Origin of the sequence: Planctopirus limnophila DSM 3776 (assembly GCF_000092105.1) — a bacterium.
Taxonomy (GTDB): Bacteria; Planctomycetota; Planctomycetia; order Planctomycetales; family Planctomycetaceae; genus Planctopirus; species Planctopirus limnophila.
In genome coordinates this window covers 2,912,653-2,936,452 of record NC_014148.1, presented here as the reverse complement: position 1 = coordinate 2,936,452, position 23,800 = coordinate 2,912,653, and the positions used below count along the sequence as shown (strand labels likewise).

The following is a 23,800-nucleotide window of genomic DNA, read 5'->3' as shown; positions in this document are numbered from 1 at the left end:
CTGCTCAGCGACTGATAGCCATTTTTGCGGTGAGCAGCCAACGTCCGCAAAACTGACAGATATCAGCGAGATTCGTCACTCCCGCCGACTATACACATAACTCAGCAGGTTTTGTGCCCGATTTTAGTCCAAATTTTGAAAGAGGGTAGAACTTGATGGCGATTTGGGGGGCTTCGCATCAACTGGCTGCACTGAGAGGGTTGGCCCGCAACGATTCAGTTGAAGACTTGTCAGACTGCTTCGTCACCCATTTCCCCAGTGCGAATTCGAATCATTTCATCGATATTGGTGACGAAAATCTTGCCGTCGCCAATCTGGCCCGTCTGTGCCGCAGCGATAATCGTACTGACAACCTTCGGCTCCTGATCATCAGAAACCACGATCTCCAGCTTGACCTTCGGCAGAAAATCCACTGTGTATTCCGCTCCACGAAACGTTTCCCGATGACCTTTCTGTCGCCCGAAGCCACGAACTTCACTGGCGGTGATGCCCTTCACACCCACTTCGGTCAATGCCTCTTTAATCTCCTCGACCTTGAAATGGCGAACAATGGCTTCAATTTTTTTCACAAGACCATTCCTTCACGTGGAAATCAGGGCAGGGAGATCTGCAAACAAACAATCAAATTCAGCAACTAAAGACTGCTGAACTGCTGGGATCACGAGCAAACAAGAATTGCTTGCTGCTTGGACGGATTTCGATAAGGATCGAGCATGAATTGATCCACTTCGAGTCCTCAATCGCTGATTTGCACTGAAAAATGCGTGCCGCTGAATCAGAAGGCCGTGTTTTGACGCTGATCACCGTCCTAAGTGAGGCTCAGTGTTGGTGAGGTTTCAGTGGAAGATGTAGCCTTCCTCGCCATGCTCTGCGATATCCAGTCCCTGGAGTTCTGCCTGTTGAGAGACGCGTAATCCCAGGCTGGAATCGATGATCTTCAGTAAAATGACCGAAATGAATGCTGCATAAAAGGCCGTCACCAGGGCCGCAATCACCTGATAGAGAATCTGCTCGGGATTTCCATCAATCAGTCCCAGGGGTTCTGTGCCTCCTTTCATCATGCGGGTCGCGAAAACACCCGTCAGAATGGCACCCAGCAGACCTCCCACGCCGTGAATTCCGAAAGCGTCCAGCGAGTCATCGTACTGGAAGGCATTTTTCAGGCGGGTACAGGCGAGGTAACAAACGGCTCCTCCCATGATTCCCATCAGTAATGCACTTAATGGAGAGCAGGTACCACAGGCGGGAGTGATCACGACTAATCCAGCGACAGCACCTGAGCATGCTCCCAGCAAAGTCACTCGGCCATGGCTCAACCACTCCATGAAAGACCACCCGAGAAGACCGGAAGCTGCGGCCATGTGAGTGGCTGTAAATGCTGCCACAGCAAGGGGATTCGCTGCGAGGGCACTGCCGGCATTAAAGCCAAACCAACCCAGCCATAACAACATCGCGCCCAGGGCGGTGTATGTCAGATTGTGGGGGGGCATGGGCTCCTGACGAAACCCCAACCGGTTGCCAATTATAATAGCACAGATGAGTGCTGAGACCCCGGAAGTGACATGCACTACGGTTCCACCCGCAAAATCGAAGGCTTTGCACCATGGGTTCGTGGTATTGAACTCACTGAACCAGCCGGTATCTGACCAGATCCAATGGGCAACCGGGCAATACACGAATGTGCCCCATAACACAGAGAACCAGCAGACCGATGCAAATCGCAATCTTTCGGCAAAAGCACCACAAATCAGCGTGGGTGTAATGATGAAAAACATCATTTGAAACATGAAATGAGACATCCGCGGGATGGTTCCGACGGCAGGAATCGTCTGGCCAGATTCACCATTTGTCGGCAGAACTCCATTCATGGCGACGAAATCGAAGCCCCCAACGAATCCGAACGAGTAGGGGAGATCGGGGGCAAAAACGAGACTGTAGCCATAGAGCAGCCAGATCACTGACATCAGTCCGGTCAGACTGACGCATTGCATCATGATGCTGAGAATGTTCTTCCGGCGAACCAGACCTCCGTAAAAGAGAGCCAATCCGGGAATGGCCATTGCCAGGACCATGGCCGTGGCAATCAGTACAAACGCAATGTCTGCTGCGACAAATGGTTGCGTCGTTGGTGCAGGTGTGACATCATTTGCGGGCACACTTCGGGAACCCCCGATCATCAAGGCCAGAATTGTGATTATTGTTAATCGTGCTGACCATGGGCCCTTTTTTTGTGCAGTCATCGACACGACAACCCTTCTAGCGAGATTTTTTTGAGGTTTTTCAGCGAAACACAAAGCCAACATTTGATGAGTTTAACCTGTTGCTTTGAATTTGGGCAGTAAGTGCCACACTTTCAGTCATGGTGAAGCAACACTCAGGGTGTTGTTCAGTCGGCAGCTGATCTGCTGGAGTGACAGTAACGACCTAACCATAAATCGACCGAGAAACTTTTGATGACTTCGTTGGCACTCATTCCCGTCGCGATCCTCGCAAGTTTTATTTCCGGGCAACTCGCTTTGCGGGAAGCGGCACTATGGGGAATTTCCCTATCGAAACCGATTTCGAAGCAGTCGGCTTTCCTGTGGGGGTTGCTCTTCTGGGTGGGTGCTGCCGGATTGTGTATCAGTGAAACCTGGGGAGCAGGAATCAGTAGATCTCCCCAGCAGCTCGCGGTCGAGGGGCATGGGAATCGTGAGAGCGTTGAGCTCGCCAGCGGTAATCTAGAAGCCGATCTAAAGAGAGAATTTTCACAGAGAGTTCACCGGTTCCTGATCGGGGGAATCACTCCTGCCGATGTGATTGCGATTGGATTTGTAACGCTCATTGTCATTTCCATGCGTGTCGATCTGGCAACGATGACCATCCCGGATCTGATCACTGTGCCGGGGGTGATTGCCGGGTTCGCCTTCGCTCTCGTATTTCCACTGGTTGAACTGGTGCCTGTCTGGGGAGTGTCGTCTCTCGATTCAACGTCAGCGTCATTTGCTGCCTTAACAAGTCAGAGTTCTTTTTTCGGCGAACAGGGAAGGGCGATACTGCGATGGTTCGCTGGGGTTGTTTGCGGGGCGGGAGTGATCTGGCTGATACGACTTGGCGCTGGCTGGTCTCTGCGAACAGAGGCCTTGGGATTTGGTGATGTCACTTTGATGGCGGCAGTGGGCGGGTTTTTAGGGTGGCAGGCCACTCTATTATCACTGATGCTTTCCCCCGTCATCGGTATCGGACATGCCGGGGTCGCCCGCTGTTTTGGAAAAACCGTGCTGATTCCCTTTGGCCCCAGCCTGGGAATGGCCGCTTTTGTGATCGCCTGGAACTGGAGTTGGGTCTGGCCATGGGCCTCGACTTATTTGAATGACCCAGTGATGCTGCTTGTCCTGGGAGGCATGTCTCTGGGGGGATTTGCTGCCGGTATGCTGTTGCTGAGAGTCGAAAAAACGCCTCTCGAACATCCGGAAAAGTCGCGTGCTAAATCGAGAAAGTCAAAGCGCCGCCGAAAATGAGTTTGGATCTAACTCTGGCGAAACTGGCATTAATCCAATGCGCGGTCACTTAGTGCTGCCTGAAATCGGGATCATCGATCCAGTTTTTGACCCGCTGCGGATCATCGAGCAGATCCTGAAGCTCATCGACTTCTTGCTCCCATCGAGTTCGTTCGAGGGCAGGATCAATTTCGTAATTGGCAGGCGTTTCAGGTGCAGAGGCTCCAGGCTTTTCTTCGGGAGGAAGAAACCTGCTCTCAGAGATCTCTTTAGGCAACTCACGGAGAATCTGGCGTGGATCGACGTTTTCAAACTCATCGAGCCAGAATTCAAGATCTTTCTGCTGACCGATCGTGGCTGGAGGTGATTGTTCGTCCGCATGTGGCTCATGCTCGCGCATCAGTTCACGCTGGGTATAGACACGAAGAAACTCTTCACTATCAATCGAGCGTCCATGACGTCGTTTGACAGCCCGCTGCAATCGGTGATCACTCGATACCAGCAACAGTTGTCGGCTGGCCGAATGATTGGAGATCAAGATCTCAATATGGTCATCGGCTTCGGTTCCAGGGTCAGCAAATTCGACATTCATACCACGATAGATGTGCCGACGAATACTTCCCGGCGGTGCTTCACGGGCATCGAATACAACGGTGGCTCGTTGCCGTTCGTCTTCGGTCAGGAGTTCGCTCACCCTGAGCAGCAAGCGGTTTCTGCAGCGTTCAAGATCGCCTCTGGCATACCGGACACGCGCAATTCCTGCGGCGTGCATCAGGTTGTAGCCATCAATCAGATGGTAGTATCGTGCCATGACAAATCATCCGCGTGCTCACAAACTCTCTGGCACACAATTCATATTGAATTGATGCACTTAGAGCCTGCACATGAATTATTGGCGCGAGAATCGAACTTCACCAGCAACGATGGTCTTCATGACGCGACTTCTCAGAGTTTTTCCCTTAAAAGGAGTGTTATGACCTCGTGAATAGAATTGTCTGGTATCAACAATCCAGTGAGCTGCGGGATCAATCAGTGCCAGGTCTGCTGGCCGCCCGATATCCAGCGTCCCCGCTTCAATCCCCAGGATTTTGGCAGGATTCACAGTCAACAGCCGTAAGAGATCGGGCCAGTCGAGGAGTCCCCCATCCACCAGAACAGTGGCCACCACAGCCAGTGCCGTCTCGATCGAACTGACGCCAAATGGCACCTGATCGAACTCGCGACTCTTCTTCTCAGAAGCAAACGGTCGATGATCCGAACTGATCGAATCGATGGTTCCATCCCGCAAACCTTCAATTAATGCATCGACATGCTCCTGGCTGCGTAGTGGAGGTAGAACCTTCAGATTCGTATCGTAGGTCACCAGTGAAGCATCGGTCATTGCCAGATGATGCGGTGTCACATCGGCTGTGACGCGAATTCCCATCCCTTTCGCCCGTTTGAGTTCTTCGACACTGTTTCTTGTCGAGATGTTCATGAGATGGACATGTCCGCCGGTCAGTTCTGCTAAAGCGATATCCCGGCCTACAATAATCTCTTCGGCAGCGGCAGGTATTCCACGTAAGCCGAGGACCGTGGAGTAATAACCTTCATGCATCAAGCCACCCGCCGAGAGCGTGGCATCTTGAGGAACAGCAAAGATCGGACGATTCAACATGCGGGCATATTCCAGAGCCCGCCGCATAATCTCGGCACTTTGAACGGCTCGATTCGCATCCGTAAAGCCGCCAGCACCGCCCGCAGCGAGTTGTCCCAGATCGGCGAGTTCTTCTCCTTGATGATTACGGGTAATAGCACCTAAGGGCACCACCCGGCAATAGCCCGCTCTTTCGGCCTGGAGAATGACAAATTCAGCACTGGCCCGGTTATCAACGACCGGGTTCGTATCGGGAAGGGCCGCAATCGTCGTAAAACCACCAGCCAGGGCGGCTTTTGTTCCTGATGCCGTTCCCTCGTCTTCTTCACCACCGGGATCTCTCAAGGCCACATGCAGGTCGACCAGTCCTGGCGAGACAATCATGCCTTGAGCCATGATGACTTCATCGGTCCTGGGGATCCCGGTTGTGATTTCTGCAATCACACCATCTTCGATCACAAGATTCAGCAACTGATCAAGTTGATTGGCGGGGTCGATCACGCGGCCCCCTTGAATCAGCATTGTGGCCATGAATGACTCCGGGGATCTCTTACCAACAGGCTCAAAATTCAGTGATGGCACTATACAGCGTGGCTCATTTCTCGATGCCACCTTGCTTTTTTCGACTTATGTAGAAGTCAGGGCTTGTTCTCTCGCAAGTTGCATCAGATACAAAGTGGCCATGCGCACAAACAGACCATTTGTCACCTGATCGAGAATCACGCTGTGCGGGCCATCGGCTACATCAGGCGTCAGTTCGACGCCACGGTTGATGGGGCCAGGTGCGAGTATGAGAACATCACTCTTCGCGCGGGCAATTCGCTCAGATGTCATCCCATAGAACTGGGCATATTCATAAATCGAAGGAAAAAACGCGCCACGCTGTCTTTCGAATTGAATTCGTAACAGATTGATTACGTCCGTCTGTTCCAGAATCTCATCGAGCCGATAACTTACTTCGACTCCGAGTTGCCGAATTTCAGCCGGGATCAAGGTGGCTGGGCCGCAAACGATGACTTTAGCACCGAGTTTTTTCAGCCCCCAGATGTTCGATCGGGCCACTCGACTGTGCAGGATATCTCCCACCAGTGCGACCGTTAAACCTTCGATACGGCCCCGCTGTTCACGAATTGTGAATAGATCCAGCAGACCTTGTGTCGGGTGTTCGTGAGTGCCATCACCGGCATTGACCACACCAGTACCAAGATGTTTGGTCAGCAAAAATGGTGTGCCTGAAGTGCTGTGGCGAACCACCATGTGGTCAACACCCATGGCCTCGATGTTTCGAGCCGTGTCAATGAAGGTTTCGCCCTTCGAGAGACTGCTCGCTGCTGCGGTAAAGTCTACGGTATCGGCACCGAGCCGACGCGCTGCCAGGTTGAAACTTGTTTTCGTGCGTGTGGATGGCTCAAAAAAGAGGTTACAGATCGTCACTCCTTTCAGCAGGGAATGCCGTGCTTCTCCATGACGGGCCATCTCTTTAAAACGGGCCGCTTCATCGAGAATGGTGGTAATCTCGGCTGCGGAAAGATCTTCCAGCCCCAGCACATGACGCCGCGACCAAGTTGCTTTCATGAGGTTTCAACTATCCTGAATGACTGGAAACTCGAAGCAGAACGCAGCCCCAACCGCTAGAGACTATTCGCCGGAATCAGTTGTTTGTTCATCTCCGAGAGTAGACGTTTCGGGAGGGTTGGCCTGATCTGCGGGTATGTCTTCGACCTGTGCTTTCGGCTCGATATCAAGCTTCTCCTCGATTGTTTCCTGGCAGAGATCGGCGGGAATGCGTGCCATCGACGCGACGCGATCGCCTTCAGTCAGCTTAATAACTCGCACTCCCTGTGTGTTACGACCGATTTCGCTGATTTCCGCTGCTCGCACACGTTGAATCTTGCCGCCCGCTGTCACGATCAGCACGTGGTCACCCTCCTGGACTGCCAGAATCTTGACCACTTTCCCATTGCGTGGGATGACTCGAATATCCCGGACACCCAGACCGCCACGTCGTTGACGCCTGTAGGAACGGGATGAAGAGCTTGATTCGTCGCCCTCTTCGCCAGCTGCCTCTTCAGTATCGGTCTCTTCGGGCAAGGCTTCGGCGATCTCTTCGTCGGCCACAACGCCATCTTCTCCGGGGATCACGTCTTCGACGACGGGAGCTGATTCGATGAAGCCGAACGGAGTTCTCTTTCCGTAGCCTTTTTCGCACATCGTCAGGAGAGTCATCGCCGGGTCAGCGACAACCATCCCGATTACTTCGTCGTCTTTTCGGAGTTTGATACCGCGAACGCCACTCGTGTTGCGACCCATGGCCCGGGCATCTGCCTGAGAAAACCGGATGGCCATCCCGTTGGCTGTGGACAGAAGAATATCTTCCTGAGCCGATAGAATGCGGGCCTCGATCAGTGCATCCCCATCCTTCAGGTTGATGGCAATGATCCCCCCCTTGGTGGGACGTTTGTAAGCATCCAGCGAGGTCTTTTTGACAATCCCTGCCCGGGTAGCCATGACGAGATAACGATTTTCTTCAAACGTGCGCGTATTGACACATGTGGCGACCTGCTCACCTTCCTGAAGCGAAAGCAGGTTGACCAGAGCGCGGCCTTTACTTGTGCGGCTCTGCAGGGGCAGATCGTAGACTTTCTGCCAGAATACGCGTCCTTTATCCGTAAAGAACAGCAGCCAGTCGTGGGTGCTGGAAATGAAAAGATCCTGGATGGCGTCTTCATCATCGGCTTTCGCGCCCATGATTCCGCGTCCACCGCGATTCTGCGCCTGGTAAGTGTGAATTGGCAGACGTTTGATGTACCCGCGCTGGGACAACGTGACGACCATCATCTCTTCCGGGATGAGATCTTCCTTATCGACGTCGCTGAGTTCATCTTCAGAGATCTCTGTCCGGCGGGCGTTGCCGTACTTGTCGCCAAGTTTCTGCATTTCCTCACGAATGACAGCTCGAATATGAGCTTCATCACTCAGCAGATGGAGATAGCCGAAAATGTCTTCGATCAGCCTTTGGTGTTCACCGCGCAGCTTCTCCTGCTCCAGATTGGCGAGCGAGCCCAGCTGCATCGACACAATGGCTTCCGTCTGGTTGGCGGAGAGTGAATAGGTTTCACGCACTCCCTGTTCAGACTGGAATTCCATAAAACCGGCATCGCCCAGAGCACGGGCGACCATGGCGGATGGAACAAGTATCGCTTGCAATCGTTCTTTCGCTTCAGCCCGGGAGCCTGAAGATCGAATCGTCTGGATGACTTCGTCGATGTTCAACTGGGCAATGAGCAAGCCTTCGATGGTGTGCTTACGCTTGCGGGCTTCTGCCAGTTGAAATTCGGTTTTGCGGCGAATGACAGTGATTCGATGCCGGATGAATTCTCCAATGAGTTCCTTGATGTTCATCGTCTTGGGACGATTTCCCGACAAGGCCAGGAGAATCACGCTGAAAGTCGATTGCAGCGGTGAATACTGGAAGAGCTGATTGAGAATCACTTCTTTGTCAGCATCCCGCTTGAGCACAATATGCAGGCAAACCTGCCACGCCGGTGTGGTGCGGTCTGTCAGATCGACAATGCGGGAAATCCCTTTGATTTTGTCGTCGCGCACGAGTTGTTCGAGTTTCTCTCGAATACGGTCGCGGGTTTCGAGATAAGGGATCTCGGTCACTTCAATAATGTCGGTGTTTTTCTCTGTGAGAAAGCGGGTTTTTGCCCGGAGTGTCAACGTGCTGCGGCCTGTCAGATATCCCTGACGAATGCCGTACCTGCCACAGATGATCCCTCCTGTGGGGAAATCCGGGCCAGGGAGAACTTCCATCAGTTCATCAATGGAAGTCTCAGGGTCTTCGAGCAGGCGAATGACGGCCTGAGAAACCTCAGCCAGATTATGTGGTGGAATGCTCGTGGCCATACCCACTGCAATACCGCTGGAACCATTCACCAGCAGGTTCGGAAATCTCGAAGGAAGCACCACTGGTTCGCGGTTGCGCTGATCGTATGTCAGCACATAGTCCACGGTGTCTCGCTTCAGGTCGTCCAGCATCTCGGAGGCCACAGCTGAGAGCCTGGCTTCAGTGTATCGCATGGCGGCAGGTGGCAGACCAGCCAGCGAACCAAAGTTCCCCTGCTTATCGATCAGCGTTTCCCGCATGTTCCAGTTCTGTGCCAGACGAACCAGTGTCGGGTAGATGGAGCCATCGCCGTGGGGGTGATAGTTGCCGCTCGTATCACCACAGATTTTTGCGCATTTGACTCGCCCGGAGTTTGGCCCCAGATTCAAATCGTTCATGGCCACAAGAATGCGGCGCTGAGAGGGCTTGAGTCCATCACGCGCATCAGGAAGTGCCCGGCTAATGATCACGCTCATCGCGTAAGTGACATAGCTGGTTCGCATTTCTCCCTCGATAGCCACTGGGAGAATTCGATCCGGTTGCGGCGTAAAACTGGCCGACGGCACGTCCCCGTTTGACAATGCAAACACTCCTGAAATGAGCACAGTGATGCCGAACTCTGTCCGGCGCTTTCAGTGTCGTCGTAACCCCATGCAGGATATTTGGTTATGGAATCCTGCAGAAGAGTTGAATACACTGCTTCAATGAACCTAAAAGGATACCATGTCGGGACTTTCGTCACAATTAACTCAGCAGCTCAAAAAGCGAATGTTCCATTGACCTGCTGCGGAGAGAAAATGAGAGCCTGATGGCTGGGGCAGATTCACCAAAGCCATCGCTGAGGCTTTTCTTTAGAAAGCCAGAATGTCAGGCTGAAGAGACGTGATTTCAGGCATTCATCCTGATGGCAGAAACGTGGACTTCAATCAGTGCTTGAAGAACGAGTCTTGAGTGGGAACCAACAAATTCCTGAGCGCTCAATTGGTGTTCGGTCAATCTGATCAGTCATTGAGATTTCTTGTGGATGGAATCACATGTCGAATCAATCAGAAGGAACTTCAGCGCCTCGATCAGATTCGACGACCGCACCGTCTGACGAGAATCACTTGAGCAAAACTTCCGCGCTACCTGTTAACGAGGAGGAGTTGGGTGAGACTCTTGTACAGAATTCAGAACTGCTTCAGAAAAGCTGCTGGTTGAGTGAACAACTCATCGATGCTCAGGCGTTGATCGCTCCTGCTGCAGTACCGGGTTTTCGGATTCTCGAAAAGCTCGGAGAAGGGAAGTTCGGCTCGGTCTGGCTGGCCAGAGAGACCAATACAGGCAAGCAAGTCGCCATCAAGTTCTACACCAATCGCCGAAACATCGATTGGGCACTTCTCTCGCGGGAAGTGGAAAAGCTGGCGGTTCTCTACACCTCCCGGCAGATTGTCGGATTGCTGGAAGTCGGGTGGGATTATGATCCGCCTTACTATGTGATGGAGTATTTGCCAAACGGCTCATTGGCCATGTTGCTGGAAGAGGGGCCACTCCGTCCGGCAGAAGCCGTTCACATGGCGAAGCAGATTGCCAGGGGGCTCGTGCATGCTCACGGCAGTGGAATTCTGCATTGCGATCTGAAGCCCGCCAATATTCTGCTCGATCAGGATCTCGAACCAAGACTTTGCGATTTTGGACAATCGCGACTGGTCGAAGAACAAAGCCATGCCCTGGGGACACTCTTCTACATGGCTCCCGAGCAGGCAGATCTCAAGGCCATTCCTGATGCACGTTGGGATGTCTACGCCCTGGGTGCGATGTTTTATCACATGCTGGTTGGTGAGCCCCCTTATCGGTCAGACGAATTTGAGAGCTTGCTCAAGCAACAAACGTCACTTGAGGGACGGCTGGCAGCATACCGGCAATTTGTAAGGGAACATCCAGCACCCAATCGACATCGGACAGTTCCGGGTGTTGATCGCCAATTGGCCGACATCATCGATCGATCTCTGGCCATTGATCCCGCACGTCGATTTCCAAACGCTCAGGCATTCCTTGATCAACTCCAGATCCGAGAGACGCAACGCTCTCGACGACCTTTATTTCTATTAGGGATTTTGCTGCCAGTCATTCTCTTGCTGTGCATGGCACCTTTGGCAGTTGAGGCCATTCGGGTCTCTGTCACCACAGCCCGTGTGAGACTGACCGATCGGGCACTGGAAAGTGATGTGGTTTCCGCGAATTTGCTCTCCCGTTCGATCGAACGGGAGATCCTGGATCGTTTTGATGAACTGCTGCGAATTGCCCAGTATCCACGGGTCCAAAGAACAGTGGCGATGCTGGCTGATATGCCACCCGCTGAGAGAGGTGAGCTCAATGAATTAATGACATCACTGAAAATGGAAGTTGATGATCGTCATCGGGCGGAAGGGCGCCAGTTGGACGATAGCTGGTTTCTGCAGAATACCACAGGAGTTCAGATCTGGAGGGAACCGGCCAGCGACGTCAGCCTCGATGAAAACTTCGCTCATCGAGATTATTTTCACGGTCTGGGCGAAGAGTTTTCTCCCGGGCAACTACCGGATGATCTTCAGCCAATCTCGAAACCCCATCTTTCGATGGTCTACACCAGTGCTACGACTGGCCGGTACAAAGTCGCACTCTCAGTGCCGATCTTCGATTATGACAAGCCCGATCAAGTGATTGGCGTGCTCGCCCGCTCGATTTATCTGGGAGAGTTACTCGTTGAATACGATGATCTCTTGCGGGATCAGTACGCCAATGGTGTCAGTCGAGTGATTGCACTGGTCGATCATCGCGAATGGAAATTGCTGGCTCACCCGTGGATGGATGATGAGCATCTGTCGAAACTGACACTCCAGCAGTTTTTATCGCTCTCGCTCGATCCGGATGCGAGAAATCGGCTTCAATCATTACTCAAACTTAATCCCGGCTCGATTGAAGCAGCTCAGTTTGATCGAACACAGGATTATGTCGATCCTGTTTCTCAGTTTGATCCCGAGCAGTATGGCGGTGACTGGCTGGCAGCCTTCAGTCCCGTCGCCAGCACGAACTGGATCGCCGTTGTTCAGGAACGAAAAACCGATGTGAATGCTCCTGTTGAGGAAATGCGTACGCGATTGTTTCAACTGGCTTACTGGGGAGTGGTGCTGGTTTTCGGAATCGTCGTGACCACCTGGTTGACTCTCATCATGGCGCTATCCGAAAGACCGGCCAAACGCCGCCGATTATCAAAGTTCGGGTTGTCTGGACTGAGTTTCCACTCATCGAACTCTTTAACGTCTGAAAGTTCAAAAGATGCGAAATCATCCGGGCCTGTCTCAGGATGAAGACAGATCCCTTTGAAACTCATCGCGGCCTATCCACGAATTGTTGTCTGGAGTTGGTGCAGGCGAGGGTGGTTAATTGATGCTGGATTGGGCTTGAGGCTGGGTAAGATTTGAGGGCAGGGATGTACGAAGTCATCGCAACGAATGCTGAGGGGCACCTGTGGGGGCGATTTTCTTTGCCAGCGAACAGGCCGCTGATTGTTGGGCGGGCTCCGGAATGTGACATATCCATCCCGCATGATCGTTACGTTTCTCGGAAGCAGGCCACACTCCAACTGCAGAGTGATCATGTCGTTGTCCGTCGGCTCATGGAAGCCACCAATCCTGTTTTTTTTCAAGGCAAGGAGATCGATGTCTGCCGGGTCGAGATCGGCCAATGTGTGGTCGTAGGCAGTACGGTCCTGCAGGTTGTCGCACTGCAGGAGAACGAGGCGGTTCAAGGCCTCACACCCTCAGCCGCAGAGCCAGCTGTCTCGCAGGTCAACTTCAGTTCACAAGCACTGAAGAAAGTTCGTTACCCGGATGCGGAAAATCGAATTGAAGTATTGACGCATTTGCCTGAAGTCATTGCTGGTGCACGGACAGAAGCCGAACTTTTTGTCAGGCTGTGCAAACTGCTGTTGCGAGGGATCGTCAATGCTGAAGCGGCAGGGATTGTTGAGCTGACAAGAGATGATACGGTGCGTTTATTGCACTGGGATCGTCGTCGTGAAACGGCTGGCGAGTTTCGACCCAGCCGTCGTCTGGTGCAGGAGGCTCTGGCTTCGAGCCAGCCCCACAGCGTGCTCCAGGTCTGGGATCCCCAGCAGACGACTCAACTGGATCATACTTTCACTGTGGATTTCGATTGGGCAAGTTGTACTCCTGTCGAAGGGCTTTCACTGCAGAGGACTGGGTTTTATCTGGCAGGCCAGCGAAATCTACCAGTCAATGAAACGGCATTCGATCTGGATCGCACTCATCTCGATGCCGACGTCAAGTTCACAGAACTTGTCTCACAAATCATTGGTGCAGTTCTGAAATCGAGGCGCTGGGAGAGACAGCGATCTGGACTGAGACAGTTTTTTGCTCCTCCGATTCTGGCAGCACTGGGCGATGATCTTGATACTGCGCTCCTTGAACCGTGCGAATGTGATGTCACGGTGATGTTTTGTGATTTAAGGGGCTTTTCGCAAAAAGCGGAAGGTGCCAGTGATGATCTTCTCGGGTTACTTGATCGTGTCAGTCGGGCTTTAGGAGTGATGACGCAGCAGATTCTTTCGCATGGCGGAGTGACGGGTGATTTTCAGGGAGATGCCACCTTAGGATTTTGGGGATGGCCATTCCCTTCGACCGATCTGGCTGTGAATGCCTGCCGGGCCGCCCTGGCCATTCGCTGCGAATTTGACAGTAAACGGGGCCGAAAAGACCACCCGCTCTCAGATTTTGCCATGGGAATTGGCCTGGCTCATGGGCGGGCCGTGGCAGGAAAAATCGGGACCCTCGAACAGGTGAAAGTGACCGTTTTCGGGCCTGTGGTCAATCTGGCCAGCCGGCTCGAAGGGCTGACGAAACAGCTCAGAGTTCCGATTTTGCTCGACGATCCGACAGCACAACTGATCAGACAACGATTACCTCCGGAAATCGGGCGGCTGCGCAAGCTGGCCCGCGTATTGCCATATGGCATGGATCGACCTGTGGTCGTCCACGAGCTTTTACCCGGAGAAAAGGATTATCCACTCCTTTCTGATAGCCAGATTCAGACTTACGAACTCGGCGTCGAAAAGTTTATCGCAGGGGATTGGGAGGAAGCGTACCGGTGCCTGCATTCCATGCCCAGCAGTGACCGGGCACAGGATTTTCTGATTCATCAGATCGCGATGAATAATCGTCAACCTCCCAAAGATTGGGATGGAACTATTCGGTTCCCCGGAAAGTGATGAGTTAAAAGACGTTGTCGTCGATTGTTGTCTGCACGCTCGCTCAGCAGATGTGCCATTGAGGCCGGGCTCGACTTTTTGGTGATTTGTCATGAACCTGAATTTTGTTTTGAGCCAGCTATACTGGGGACCACTGGACTAGCCAGCAGAATCGATACAGATCGTCAACTGGCGATGTTGCACCGCGAAGACATCCCGGGATTTGTGGAAAAAAGTCAACTCAAGGCCGGACGCTGGCCGTTCGTGTTGTAGGATTACACAAGCACTTCCTGATCCTGTCGTGCCGAGTGTCTGTCATCATGGGTGATACTCCAGACTGATAGCCATTCGAATCGAGTTGAACTTCCCCATTCCATCATTTTTTGGGTGCATTGCTTTCGATGAATGAGCTCCCATCGAACGACCGCCCGCGCGTTCTGGTGATCGATGACGATCCTTTGTTTCGCAGTCTGATTACGACTTTACTTCGCAAAGAGTATTTCGTGGCTGTGGCAGCTGATGGAGCCGAAGGTTTCTACAAGGCTGCCGAACATCCACCTGATATCGTCCTGATCGATGTCCAGATGCCCGGTTGGGATGGAATCAAGACTCTCAAGCATTTCCGAGGGCACCCCAGCCTGTCCCATGTCTCACTGGTCATGCTGACTTCGGATAGTACGCGCGACACGGTGATGGCAGCGATCCAGGCCGGGGCGCAGGATTACATCGTCAAAACCAGCTTTTCAAAGGAAGATCTTTTCAACAAGCTGGCCAGGCTCGATCCGCGGCGAAAAATGGTCATGCAGAGAGTCGAAGCTCAAGCGGCGGCCGCTCTTGGTGTTTCCCGCGCGACAACAGCCTCACCGGCCACTGGCTTCGCTGCCCAGAGGCCAATCACACCGGTCGCTCAGGCTGCAAACATTCCGGTTTCGCCGCTCTCAGCAACTACTCCTATGGCGACGCAGACAGCGGTCAATTCGCGAACAGTTCCCCCTCCCAGTCATCGCGAGGCCTTCGGTGTCACAGCTCGAATGTCTGAATCTCAGGCTTCACGACCTGAGGTCACCAGCGGGGCCTCGGCTCTCGTCACTGCTCACACAGAGATGGGAGCACCGGCTCGAACTGGTGAACATTCGGGTGCTGTTGCCGCTTCTGCAAAGCCGGCTGCTGAAGACCAGAACCGAGAGACGCTGCTTCGCGATCTGATCGATAACTGGGAATGACACAGTCACCCCTGAATCCCACGCGGGATGATCGTGTAGACTGGCCGGGCACCATCGTGTCCTGTCGCTTATGCGCGATCATGCACGTTCTTCGATCGGCTTAAACAGCCACGCTGCATCGCTCAGCTCCCTTTCCCCGATGAATTTCATTACCATCGCAGGCTGGCTTTCGCATACGATACTTTATGGTCTTCAGGCATTTCTGCTGGTCAGAGTGGAATTGCAGAGCGACAGTAACTTTGTGTGATCTTTCGAAACGGACGGATCACCCAAGATGACATTTTGAATTATGGTTCAGATCGTGGGAACGAGCATGAATTTGTCGGATCAGCCTGTCTCAATCAGCCGTTGCCATTTCCGGCTTCTGGGATACCTGGGAGCTTTGTTTCTCACCATTTCGGGCTGTGGTGCGGCCGCATATGAAAATCGAGTCGAAGAAACCGCCAAGTATTTCCGTTACCTGGAAATTCTCGATCAGAACCTCGGGCCTCTCTGGCGTGATTCCGGCATTGAGCTCAGGGTTCCCAAACAGTTTCAACTCATGCCAAAGCCACAAGTCCCTAAGGCTGAAGAGGGCAAACCCGCACCCGTCGTGATTGATCATCGACAACCGGATTACATGAACTTTGAGTTTCCAGGATTGATCGGTGCCTGGCAGACAAAAGTGAATGCCACCGTGAATGGGGCTGCTGCAGAGCGCAAAGCCTACATCTATGTGATCAGCAATTACTCGATGTTTTCACAGGCCAATCAGATTGCGAAGGCCCCTGAATTTTCGCAGAGTTTTCTGGATCGATTCTGGCAGTCATTATCGATTCCAGAAGATCAAAGACGTGCCCTTCAGGAAAAGTATCCGAAGGTGCAGGGCTATCAGCCCGAGAAGAACTTTACTGTCATCAACCTCAGGCCCAGCCAGCCAATTGATGGTGTTCAGTACCTGTTTGATGTCTACCTGATTCAGCAGCAGGACGTTCAGGTGGCTGTGATTGTGGCGACACCTGCGGATTCGGATGCCAATATCTTCCTGGGCAAAGGCATACCGCTCATGCTGGAAACGATGGCCCTGACTGGTGAAAAGCCACGTGCTGGCGGTAAACCCGCAGCTCCCCAGTCAAACGCATTTTAGATCGATGGAAAAGGCCACGATTTCAATTGGAAATCGTGGCCTCTCGTCAGGCGAAAATCCTGTTTAAGAGCGAACTACAGCACCGTGGTGCTCCAGACAGGAATTCATCACGTTCTTCTGGATTTCATCGACCTCTTCACTGGTTAATGTCCGTTCAAAAGAGCGATAGACCAGTGTTGCCAGATAGGACTTTTGTCCTTCTCCCAGTTGTTTACCACGGTATTGACCGCTGAAGCGGACGGCTTCCAACAGTGGCCCAGCTGCCAGCTGGATGGTCTTTTCAAGATCAATCCATTGGACTTCTTCAGCCAGTGAAAAATTCAGATCGCGAATCATGGACTGATACTGCGGAATCGCACGGAACTGCGGAGCTGCCTGAAACAGTGCCTCCAAAAGTCCCATATCGACTTCTGCAACAGTCACCTGATCTTTCATGCCTGCGTGCTGGACAATCTCCGGATGCAGCTCTCCGCACCAGCCCCATCGCTTACCATTCAGCCACAGTTCAGCACCTCGATAAGGGGCAAATGACTCAAGTGAGGATTCGGTTGTCTCCAGGCGAATATCTGATCGGCAGGCCATAGCGACTGCTGCCAGAATCCCCTTGAGATCCAGAAATGGCAGACCACTGACACAGCCTAAAACTGCGGGTTGCTGAGCACAATCCGCAGTGATTTCGCTTCCCAGATAGACACGGGCAATTTCGAAGAGATGCGCGTCATGATTTCCACGGCGGATATTCTCCCGCCGGACGTTGAGGAGCGAGGGGACGAGACTTTGCCGCAATAAATTCTCGTTGCGCCGCCGCGAGTGATCGACCATTAATGAGGTTGTCACACTCCGGGGAGCAAACCAGTTCTGCTGAGATTCGCTGGTGAAGGCTACTGTCATGGCCTCGAAAAAACCAGATCCCACCAATGTGCGACGAACCTTCTCTGCCACTCGATCTGCTGTCGTTTTACGGCTGGAGCAGAGGGGCACAGGCACATTTTCGGGGATGTTTTCGTACCCGTAAATCCGGGCCACTTCTTCAATCAGATCAATTTCCCGAACTAAGTCCCGGCGGAACGACGGCGCCAGCACAGTGATTGTCTGGGGCGTACTGGAACTGATCTGGCAACCCAGAAGCTGCAGAATTTGCGAAACTTCCGTGGATGGAACTTCGATCCCTAGAATTTCGGGAATACGGGAGAATCTCAGCTCAATCGGCTTTCCAAATGCAGAGGCAAGTTCACCCGCAATGACTTCTCCAGAAAGAACTTCGCCACCCGCCAGCTCCTGGATCAGCGAAGCGCAGCGAGCATTCGCCCAGGCAACCCCATGCTGATCAAGTGCTCTTTCAAATCGATAGGACGAAGGGCTGAAAAGTTCGAGAGAGCGAGAGGTGTTTCGCACGCTCAAAGAGTTGAAACTGGCGGATTCCAGCAGGATTGTCGTCGTTTCGTGAGATATTTCGCTCTCAAAGCCACCCATGACCCCTGCCACAGCAACGGGGCCTCGCTGGTCGGCAATCACACCCATTGTGGAAGTCAGCCGGTACTCGCGCTGATCGATGGCTTTAATCGTTTCACCGTCGCGAGCCTTGCGGACGGTCACTTGTGAACCAGCCAGTTTCTGGAAATCGAAGGCATGCAAAGGCTGGGCACACTCGAACATCACATAGTTTGTGGCATCGACCACGTTGTTAATGGTGGCGATCCCGAGACTTTTCAAACGATCAACCAGCCATGCCGGACTGGGCCCGACTTTGACGCCACGAATCACACGGGCGACGTAGACGGGGCAAAACTGTTGATCCTCGATCGAGATTTGAATGTGGTCGGCGGCTTTATCAGCACATTCTTGCAGCTTGATTTCGGGCTGGCACATCCCTTGCTTGGTAATGGCCGCAATTTCACGAGCCACACCGAGGTGTCCCAGGCAATCGGGCCGATTGCTGGTGACTTCCAGATCGATCACCGTCTGAGAATCACGCTGCTCAATAAACTCGAGGTTAAGCCCGGCATGTGTCAGGCGATCCCCGAGTTCTTCAGGTGAAAGGCTGATATTCACGTAGTCTTTGAGCCAATCCAGATTCACCAGCATCCAATTCGCCTCTCGCAGATGTCGATCACTCGATGAACAACTCGATCGACTCACAGCCAGTTCGAGTCATCATAATGTGTGCAGACTTCCGTAGAGTCTAACTTTTGATCGTCTGGCTGCCCAGCTTGCAGGATCAAGAGGGGCTCGCTTCGTCTTCAGGCTTCGTTGTGGCAACGCTTGTCGCTGGCTTTTCCAGCCGTTGAGAAGCGAGCAGATTCCGAGCCTCGATTTTTCGTTCGGATTCTGTCACACAGGCGGCGATGACGAGGTCGCCAGCAACGTTCACTGTCGTGCGGGACATATCGAGAATTCGATCGACACCCATGATAATGCCAATCGCCGAGCCCGGGATGCCGACCGATTGCATGACCACCACAATTAAAGGGAGCGAACCGCCGGGAACACCCGCGGTACCAATTCCGGCAAGGACCGACATCATGACGACTTGAATCTGCTGTGCCAGGCTGAGTTCCACACCCATCACCTGGGCCAGAAACAAGACGACGACCCCTTCAAAAAGTGCGGTTCCATTCTGGTTTCCTGTGGCCCCCACGGTCAGCACGAAGTTCGACACTCGCGGAGGAAAACCCAGATCATCGGTCGCGACTCGCATGGCCGTTGGTAAAGTGGCACTGGAGGAAGATGTTCCGAAAGCTGTCAATAAAGCTTCTGCTGAGCCTCGAAAAAACGTCACTGGTGACATGCGGGCAAAGACAATCAGCACAATCGAATATGTCACAAAAAGATGCAGAGCCAGACCAGCGAGTGCTGTCAGCACAAAACTGGCCAGCACTCGGAGGATGTCGAAACCTAAAGTCGAGGTGATCGCAAAGACCAGGCATCCTGCACCGACAGGAGCCAGCTTCATGGCAAAATTGATGACGACCGAACTGACCAGTTGAAGCCCTTCGAGCCAGCCGATAAATCCTGCTGCCTGTTGGGGATTGGTCGTAAAGGCCATACCACAAACGAGTGCAAACACCATGACGGCCAGCATGCCGTCCCCTTTGGACGAACCATCCACAGCCCCCACCATTTCCTGAAGTGGATTTTCTGGAAACAGGTCAATCAGGACATCACGGATGGGCTTGGTCTGCTGAGATTGCTTCACTCGCTTCTCAGCATCTGTCGAGTACTTCTCAGAGAGTGCGATTCTCTGCTCTTCGCTGATGGCTTTGCCAGGTTGGAATGTGTTGACCAGAGTCAGGCCAATCAGCACTGCTGAGACCGAAAGAATGGCAGTAAATCCGAGTGTCCTCAGCCCCATACTACCCAGCTTTTTCAGATCGCCAATTTCCACAACGGCGAGAGTCAGGGCCGAGAAGACCAGCGGGAGCACAATCATGAACATCAGGCGGAGAAAGAGTTTCCCGAAACCTTCGGCCCAATAGACAGCCGCCTGGCTCCAGAACAGCACTCTCGATTGAAACAGGTTAGGGGCGGCTCGATCGGCAGCGGGAACCAGAACCAGTGTTGCGTAGTAGAGCAGCAATCCTGCCACAATCCCGACCAATAACCCAATCAGAATCCGCCAATGGGATCCGCTTTCTGAGTGGTGTTCCGGTTTGGCAGCATTCACGGACTCTGCGGGAGACGTCAAGAAATCACCTTCGATTCTGTATGGACGGATTTCGAGCCGTCGTTAACAAAAATGTTCAGTTTGGCTTGAGCGCGCCTTCGGAGATTCGGGGAGTCTCCATGACCATCGACCATTTGGAGCGTATCAAAAAATGGTGTCATGAATGCCAAACTAAACTCAGGAATGTGAGATGTAAATTCGCGGCAGGAAACAAAGTTTCAAAAAACTGATTCCAGTGCGAATCTGGGCTGGTGGCGAAGAGTTCTCTTTGTAAGGATGCAGCATAAGTCAGTAAGACATTGCCGTGAGAATTGTCGCTCATAGAAACACTTCACGAAATCGACGCGTGTATTTGTTTCCTGGACACAAATTCTTGAACAGTCATTCAGGGAAGATCTACGTCATGGTTGACGTTCGTTCACAATGGTCTGTTGTTGGGGATTTCGTGCCGACCCATGCCAACTCTCACAAGGATGGTCTGGCCTCCGGAACACTCATGGAGTTCCCTGCCGATCCGATTGCCTGTATGCAGAGGCTGTTCCGGGAGCAGGGCGATTATGCAACTTTGCATGGTGATGGGCAGAAGCTGAGTTTTGTCTTTTGTGCCGAGGGGAATCACCAGGTCTTGAGTGATCCCGTCAACTTCCACTCCCGATTCTTTGCCTTGCGGGGTGGCCGCAACTCTCCTCAGCGTCGACTTTCGAGCGGCTTGCTGAGCATGAATGGCGAAGAGCATCGTCGGAATCGCCGCCTGGTCATGGACGCATTCAGTAAACGGGCAGTACCGCTTTATGCCTCGACGATTGTTAATCTGACAGAAGAACTGCTTTCCAAATGGGAACCCGGTCAGACGGTTGATATCAATCACGAAATGACAGAGTTCATGCTGCGTGTGACTTCGTCGATTCTGTTTGGTGTCGACAATCCGGAAATGGCCTACCGGATTGGTCGTATGACGGATCAGTGGGTTCGTATGAATCATGAAGCCGGGATTGGAGCGATGATTTCCAGCCCGGAAACAGCCGAGCGCTACAATGAACTCCTGGGTTTTGCTGCCGAATTAGATGCCGAAATTGCGGCGATGATTGATCTCCGTCGCCATAAAAAGACCTCCAGCCATGATGCACTCTCGATGTTACTGGCGGCTCATGACGGCGAAGGCTCCATCACCGATGAGCAGTTGATTGGCCATACAGCCTTGTTGTTTGCCGCTTCCCATTTAACGACAGCCCACACGTTTGCCTGGACGATTTTTCTGCTTTCGCAACATCCTCGGGTCATGACAGACCTTCATCGCGAACTGGAAACGTTAGAAGGTGCCGCTCCTCTTGGGGCAGCACTTGATCGACTCGACCTGACAGAGCGGGTGATTAAAGAAAGCATGCGGTGCCTGCCCGCTTCTGCCTATTCCCAAAGGTTCTCGACCTGCCAGCAGAAGCTCGGAAATCTGGAACTCTGCACGGGTGAGACAGTCATTTTCAGTCAGTTTATGACTCATCATCGAAGTGATCTGTATGTCGATCCCTACGCATTTCAGCCAGATCGCTGGAAGACCATCAGTCCGAGTCCCTACGCTTATCTTCCTTTTGGTGCCGGTCCAAGAATGTGTATCGGGGCCGCACTCGGCATGCTGATACTCAAAACCGTCATGCCCATGCTCTTGTCGCGATTCAAATTCCAGCTTCAGCCCTATGCGGAAATCAGCGGGAAAGTTATTTCGACAATGCTCGGGCCGATTACACCAGTCCCCATGACTATTGAAGCACAGGACGGAAAGTTTGAATCTGTCCCCGTGCGTGGAAACATTGGTGAACTGGTCGATCTCAATGACTATGCATCAAACCAGAGTCAGGCTGCGTAGACTTGATATTTAAGACGAGCAGACTTGTCAGAAGTTTTCCAGAAATGCTGACTGTCCGTAGCAAAAAAACTCCGGGAGCAATTGCTCCCGGAGTTTTTTGATTGATCAACCTTCCATCGATGAGGAGACTCTCCCCTCGGAAATCGCCTGGTAGTTTTCATCGAACAGTTGCTTAAGCTTCCTGGCGGCGGTTTCGTAGGCCACCTCATCGTTCCAGATCCGCCGGGGTGTCAGCAGTTCGTCAGGCAGTCCTTCAATCTGCGTGACAGCCTGGATCCCAAAGAACGGATCTGCAGCAGTGGGGGCATTGTTCAAGCTGCCATCATGAATCGAATCAATGATTTTTCGAGTGTAGGCCAGCTTGATTCTTTTGCCGACGCCATAGCCTCCACCGGCCCAGCCTGTGTTGACGAGCCAGACCTTCACGGAATGCTTGCGGATCTTATCAGCCAGAAGTTCGGCATAACGAGCAGGCTTCCAGACGAGGAAAGGCCCGCCAAAGCAGGGCGAGAATGTCGCCTGGGGTTCTTTGACGCCCATTTCCGTACCAGCCACCTTGGCCGTGTAGCCACTGACAAAATGGTACATCGCCTCTTCTGTGGTCAGCTTGCTGACAGGAGGCATCACACCGAAGGCATCACAGGTCAGGAAGATGACGTGCTCGGGATGCCCACTCATCGCGGGGATCTTGGCCCCTTCAATGTATTCGAGAGGGTAAGCACCGCGGGTGTTCTGAGTGATGCTGGCATTGTCGAAGTCGACATGCCGGTGCGCATCGTCGTAAACGACGTTTTCGAGCACAGCCCCAAAGCGCAAGGCCTGAAAGATTTCGGGTTCACTCTCTTTTGAAAGGTAAATGGCTTTCGCGTAGCACCCACCCTCGATATTGAAAATTCCCTTGTCGCCCCAGCCATGTTCATCATCGCCAATCAGCAGACGCTTGGGGTCTGCTGAGAGTGTTGTTTTTCCCGTGCCAGAGAGACCAAAGAGGACAGAGGAACTCCCCGTCTTTTTGTCTTCAGTGGCTGAGCAATGCATGGAAAGCACACCCCGCCTGGGGAGCAGATAGTTCATGACTGTGAAAACGCCTTTTTTCATTTCACCGGCGTATTCCGTACCGAGAATGACGATTTCGCCACGTTCGAGGCTCAGGTCAACGCTTGTCCGACTCGTCATGCCGGTGGTGAAGCGATTGGCAGGGAATCGCCCGGAGTTGTAGATCACGAAATCGGGAGTACCAAAGGTCTCAAGCTCTTCGTCAGTCGGCCGAATGAGCATGGTGTGCATGAACAAGGCATGGTACGGCCGCGAACAGATGACGCGAATTTTCAGTCGTTGCCGGGGATCCCAGCCCGCATAGGCATCGACAACATAAAGCCTCGACTGGGTGTTCAGATAATCGATGGCTCGCTCTCGATTGATCAGATAGGCCCGCTCTTCCAGAGCAAAATTGACCGGGCCCCACCAGACATCCGCTTCCGATTGCGGGTGCTTGACGATTCGCTTGTCTTGCGGAGACCGACCGGTTTTATCTCCGGAGTAAGCCATCAGCGCGCCAGTGCTGCTGATGGATGTTCCCGGGTCAAAGCGTATTGCCTCTTCGTACAAGCGAGACGGACTGGCATTTCGGATCACCGTTTTGACAGTAATCCCATGGTGTGAAAGATCCATGTTCTCAATGGTCATCGAAGACAT

At 52.8% G+C, this 23,800-nt stretch carries 15 protein-coding genes; 6 read left to right on the top strand and 9 right to left on the bottom strand.

Annotated elements, in window-relative coordinates:
- Positions 1-230: 230 nt before the first annotated feature.
- A complete protein-coding gene (locus PLIM_RS11715; RefSeq protein WP_013110530.1) occupies positions 231-569 on the bottom strand; it encodes a P-II family nitrogen regulator in 339 nt (112 codons plus the stop codon).
- A gap of 267 nt (positions 570-836) precedes the next feature.
- Positions 837-2,240, bottom strand: coding sequence for an ammonium transporter (locus tag PLIM_RS11710; protein WP_013110529.1), 1,404 nt, complete (start codon positions 2,238-2,240; stop codon positions 837-839).
- 213 nt (positions 2,241-2,453) lie between these two features.
- Here PLIM_RS11710 and PLIM_RS11705 point away from each other — a divergent pair, with 213 nt between their 5' ends.
- On the top strand, positions 2,454-3,500 hold the full coding sequence (locus PLIM_RS11705; RefSeq protein WP_013110528.1) for a prepilin peptidase: 1,047 nt from the start codon (positions 2,454-2,456) through the stop codon (positions 3,498-3,500).
- 49 nt (positions 3,501-3,549) lie between these two features.
- Here PLIM_RS11705 and PLIM_RS22870 read toward each other — a convergent pair whose 3' ends face one another.
- From PLIM_RS22870 to gyrA, 4 genes are all read right to left on the bottom strand, one after another.
- Positions 3,550-4,290: an NYN domain-containing protein gene (locus tag PLIM_RS22870; protein ID WP_013110527.1), complete on the bottom strand. Its 741-nt coding sequence runs from the start codon at positions 4,288-4,290 to the stop codon at positions 3,550-3,552.
- A 78-nt stretch (positions 4,291-4,368) separates the two neighbouring features.
- Complete coding sequence (locus PLIM_RS11695) at positions 4,369-5,646, bottom strand: dihydroorotase (RefSeq protein WP_013110526.1); 1,278 nt, start codon at positions 5,644-5,646, stop codon at positions 4,369-4,371.
- A gap of 96 nt (positions 5,647-5,742) precedes the next feature.
- Positions 5,743-6,690, bottom strand: a complete 948-nt coding sequence (locus tag PLIM_RS11690; RefSeq protein WP_013110525.1) for an aspartate carbamoyltransferase catalytic subunit — start codon at positions 6,688-6,690, stop codon at positions 5,743-5,745.
- 63 nt (positions 6,691-6,753) lie between these two features.
- Positions 6,754-9,570, bottom strand: coding sequence for a DNA gyrase subunit A (gyrA, locus tag PLIM_RS11685; RefSeq protein ID WP_013110524.1), 2,817 nt, complete (start codon positions 9,568-9,570; stop codon positions 6,754-6,756).
- A 468-nt stretch (positions 9,571-10,038) separates the two neighbouring features.
- Between gyrA and PLIM_RS11680 the strand changes: the two genes are divergently transcribed.
- The 4 genes from PLIM_RS11680 to PLIM_RS11660 all read left to right on the top strand — a co-directional run bounded on the left by PLIM_RS11680 (position 10,039) and on the right by PLIM_RS11660 (position 16,580).
- A complete protein-coding gene (locus tag PLIM_RS11680) occupies positions 10,039-12,333 on the top strand; it encodes a serine/threonine protein kinase (protein ID WP_013110523.1) in 2,295 nt (764 codons plus the stop codon).
- A 122-nt stretch (positions 12,334-12,455) separates the two neighbouring features.
- The gene (locus PLIM_RS11675; RefSeq protein WP_013110522.1) at positions 12,456-14,252 is read left to right on the top strand and encodes an adenylate/guanylate cyclase domain-containing protein; all 1,797 of its coding nucleotides are present in this window, start codon (positions 12,456-12,458) and stop codon (positions 14,250-14,252) included.
- 380 nt (positions 14,253-14,632) lie between these two features.
- Positions 14,633-15,454, top strand: coding sequence for a response regulator (locus PLIM_RS22865; protein ID WP_013110521.1), 822 nt, complete (start codon positions 14,633-14,635; stop codon positions 15,452-15,454).
- Between the two features lie 313 nt (positions 15,455-15,767).
- Positions 15,768-16,580 carry a hypothetical protein gene (locus PLIM_RS11660; RefSeq protein ID WP_013110520.1) on the top strand — a complete coding sequence of 271 codons (813 nt, stop codon included), beginning with the start codon at positions 15,768-15,770 and terminating at the stop codon, positions 16,578-16,580.
- Positions 16,581-16,643: 63 nt separating this feature from the next.
- Here the strand turns inward: PLIM_RS11660 and pheT are convergent, their stop codons facing one another.
- Positions 16,644-18,665, bottom strand: coding sequence for a phenylalanine--tRNA ligase subunit beta (gene pheT, locus PLIM_RS11655; protein WP_013110519.1), 2,022 nt, complete (start codon positions 18,663-18,665; stop codon positions 16,644-16,646).
- A gap of 133 nt (positions 18,666-18,798) precedes the next feature.
- Positions 18,799-20,265: a dicarboxylate/amino acid:cation symporter gene (locus tag PLIM_RS11650; RefSeq protein ID WP_013110518.1), complete on the bottom strand. Its 1,467-nt coding sequence runs from the start codon at positions 20,263-20,265 to the stop codon at positions 18,799-18,801.
- Positions 20,266-20,647: 382 nt separating this feature from the next.
- On the opposite strand from PLIM_RS11650, the gene PLIM_RS11645 reads away from it, so the two are divergent.
- Positions 20,648-22,105 carry a cytochrome P450 gene (locus PLIM_RS11645; protein ID WP_013110517.1) on the top strand — a complete coding sequence of 486 codons (1,458 nt, stop codon included), beginning with the start codon at positions 20,648-20,650 and terminating at the stop codon, positions 22,103-22,105.
- 105 nt (positions 22,106-22,210) lie between these two features.
- Here PLIM_RS11645 and pckA read toward each other — a convergent pair whose 3' ends face one another.
- Complete coding sequence (gene pckA, locus PLIM_RS11640) at positions 22,211-23,800, bottom strand: phosphoenolpyruvate carboxykinase (ATP) (protein WP_013110516.1); 1,590 nt, start codon at positions 23,798-23,800, stop codon at positions 22,211-22,213.

Coding starts and splice junctions, on each gene's coding strand:
- PLIM_RS11710 (WP_013110529.1), bottom strand. CDS start 2,240: ATGACTGCACAAAAAAAGGGCCCATGGTCAGCACGATTAACAATAATC.
- PLIM_RS11705 (WP_013110528.1), top strand. CDS start 2,454: ATGACTTCGTTGGCACTCATTCCCGTCGCGATCCTCGCAAGTTTTATT.
- PLIM_RS22870 (WP_013110527.1), bottom strand. CDS start 4,290: ATGGCACGATACTACCATCTGATTGATGGCTACAACCTGATGCACGCC.
- PLIM_RS11695 (WP_013110526.1), bottom strand. CDS start 5,646: ATGGCCACAATGCTGATTCAAGGGGGCCGCGTGATCGACCCCGCCAAT.
- PLIM_RS11690 (WP_013110525.1), bottom strand. CDS start 6,690: ATGAAAGCAACTTGGTCGCGGCGTCATGTGCTGGGGCTGGAAGATCTT.
- PLIM_RS11680 (WP_013110523.1), top strand. CDS start 10,039: ATGTCGAATCAATCAGAAGGAACTTCAGCGCCTCGATCAGATTCGACG.
- PLIM_RS11675 (WP_013110522.1), top strand. CDS start 12,456: ATGTACGAAGTCATCGCAACGAATGCTGAGGGGCACCTGTGGGGGCGA.
- PLIM_RS22865 (WP_013110521.1), top strand. CDS start 14,633: ATGAATGAGCTCCCATCGAACGACCGCCCGCGCGTTCTGGTGATCGAT.
- PLIM_RS11660 (WP_013110520.1), top strand. CDS start 15,768: ATGAATTTGTCGGATCAGCCTGTCTCAATCAGCCGTTGCCATTTCCGG.
- pheT (WP_013110519.1), bottom strand. CDS start 18,665: ATGCTGGTGAATCTGGATTGGCTCAAAGACTACGTGAATATCAGCCTT.
- PLIM_RS11645 (WP_013110517.1), top strand. CDS start 20,648: ATGGTTGACGTTCGTTCACAATGGTCTGTTGTTGGGGATTTCGTGCCG.
- pckA (WP_013110516.1), bottom strand. CDS start 23,800: ATGTCTTCGATGACCATTGAGAACATGGATCTTTCACACCATGGGATT.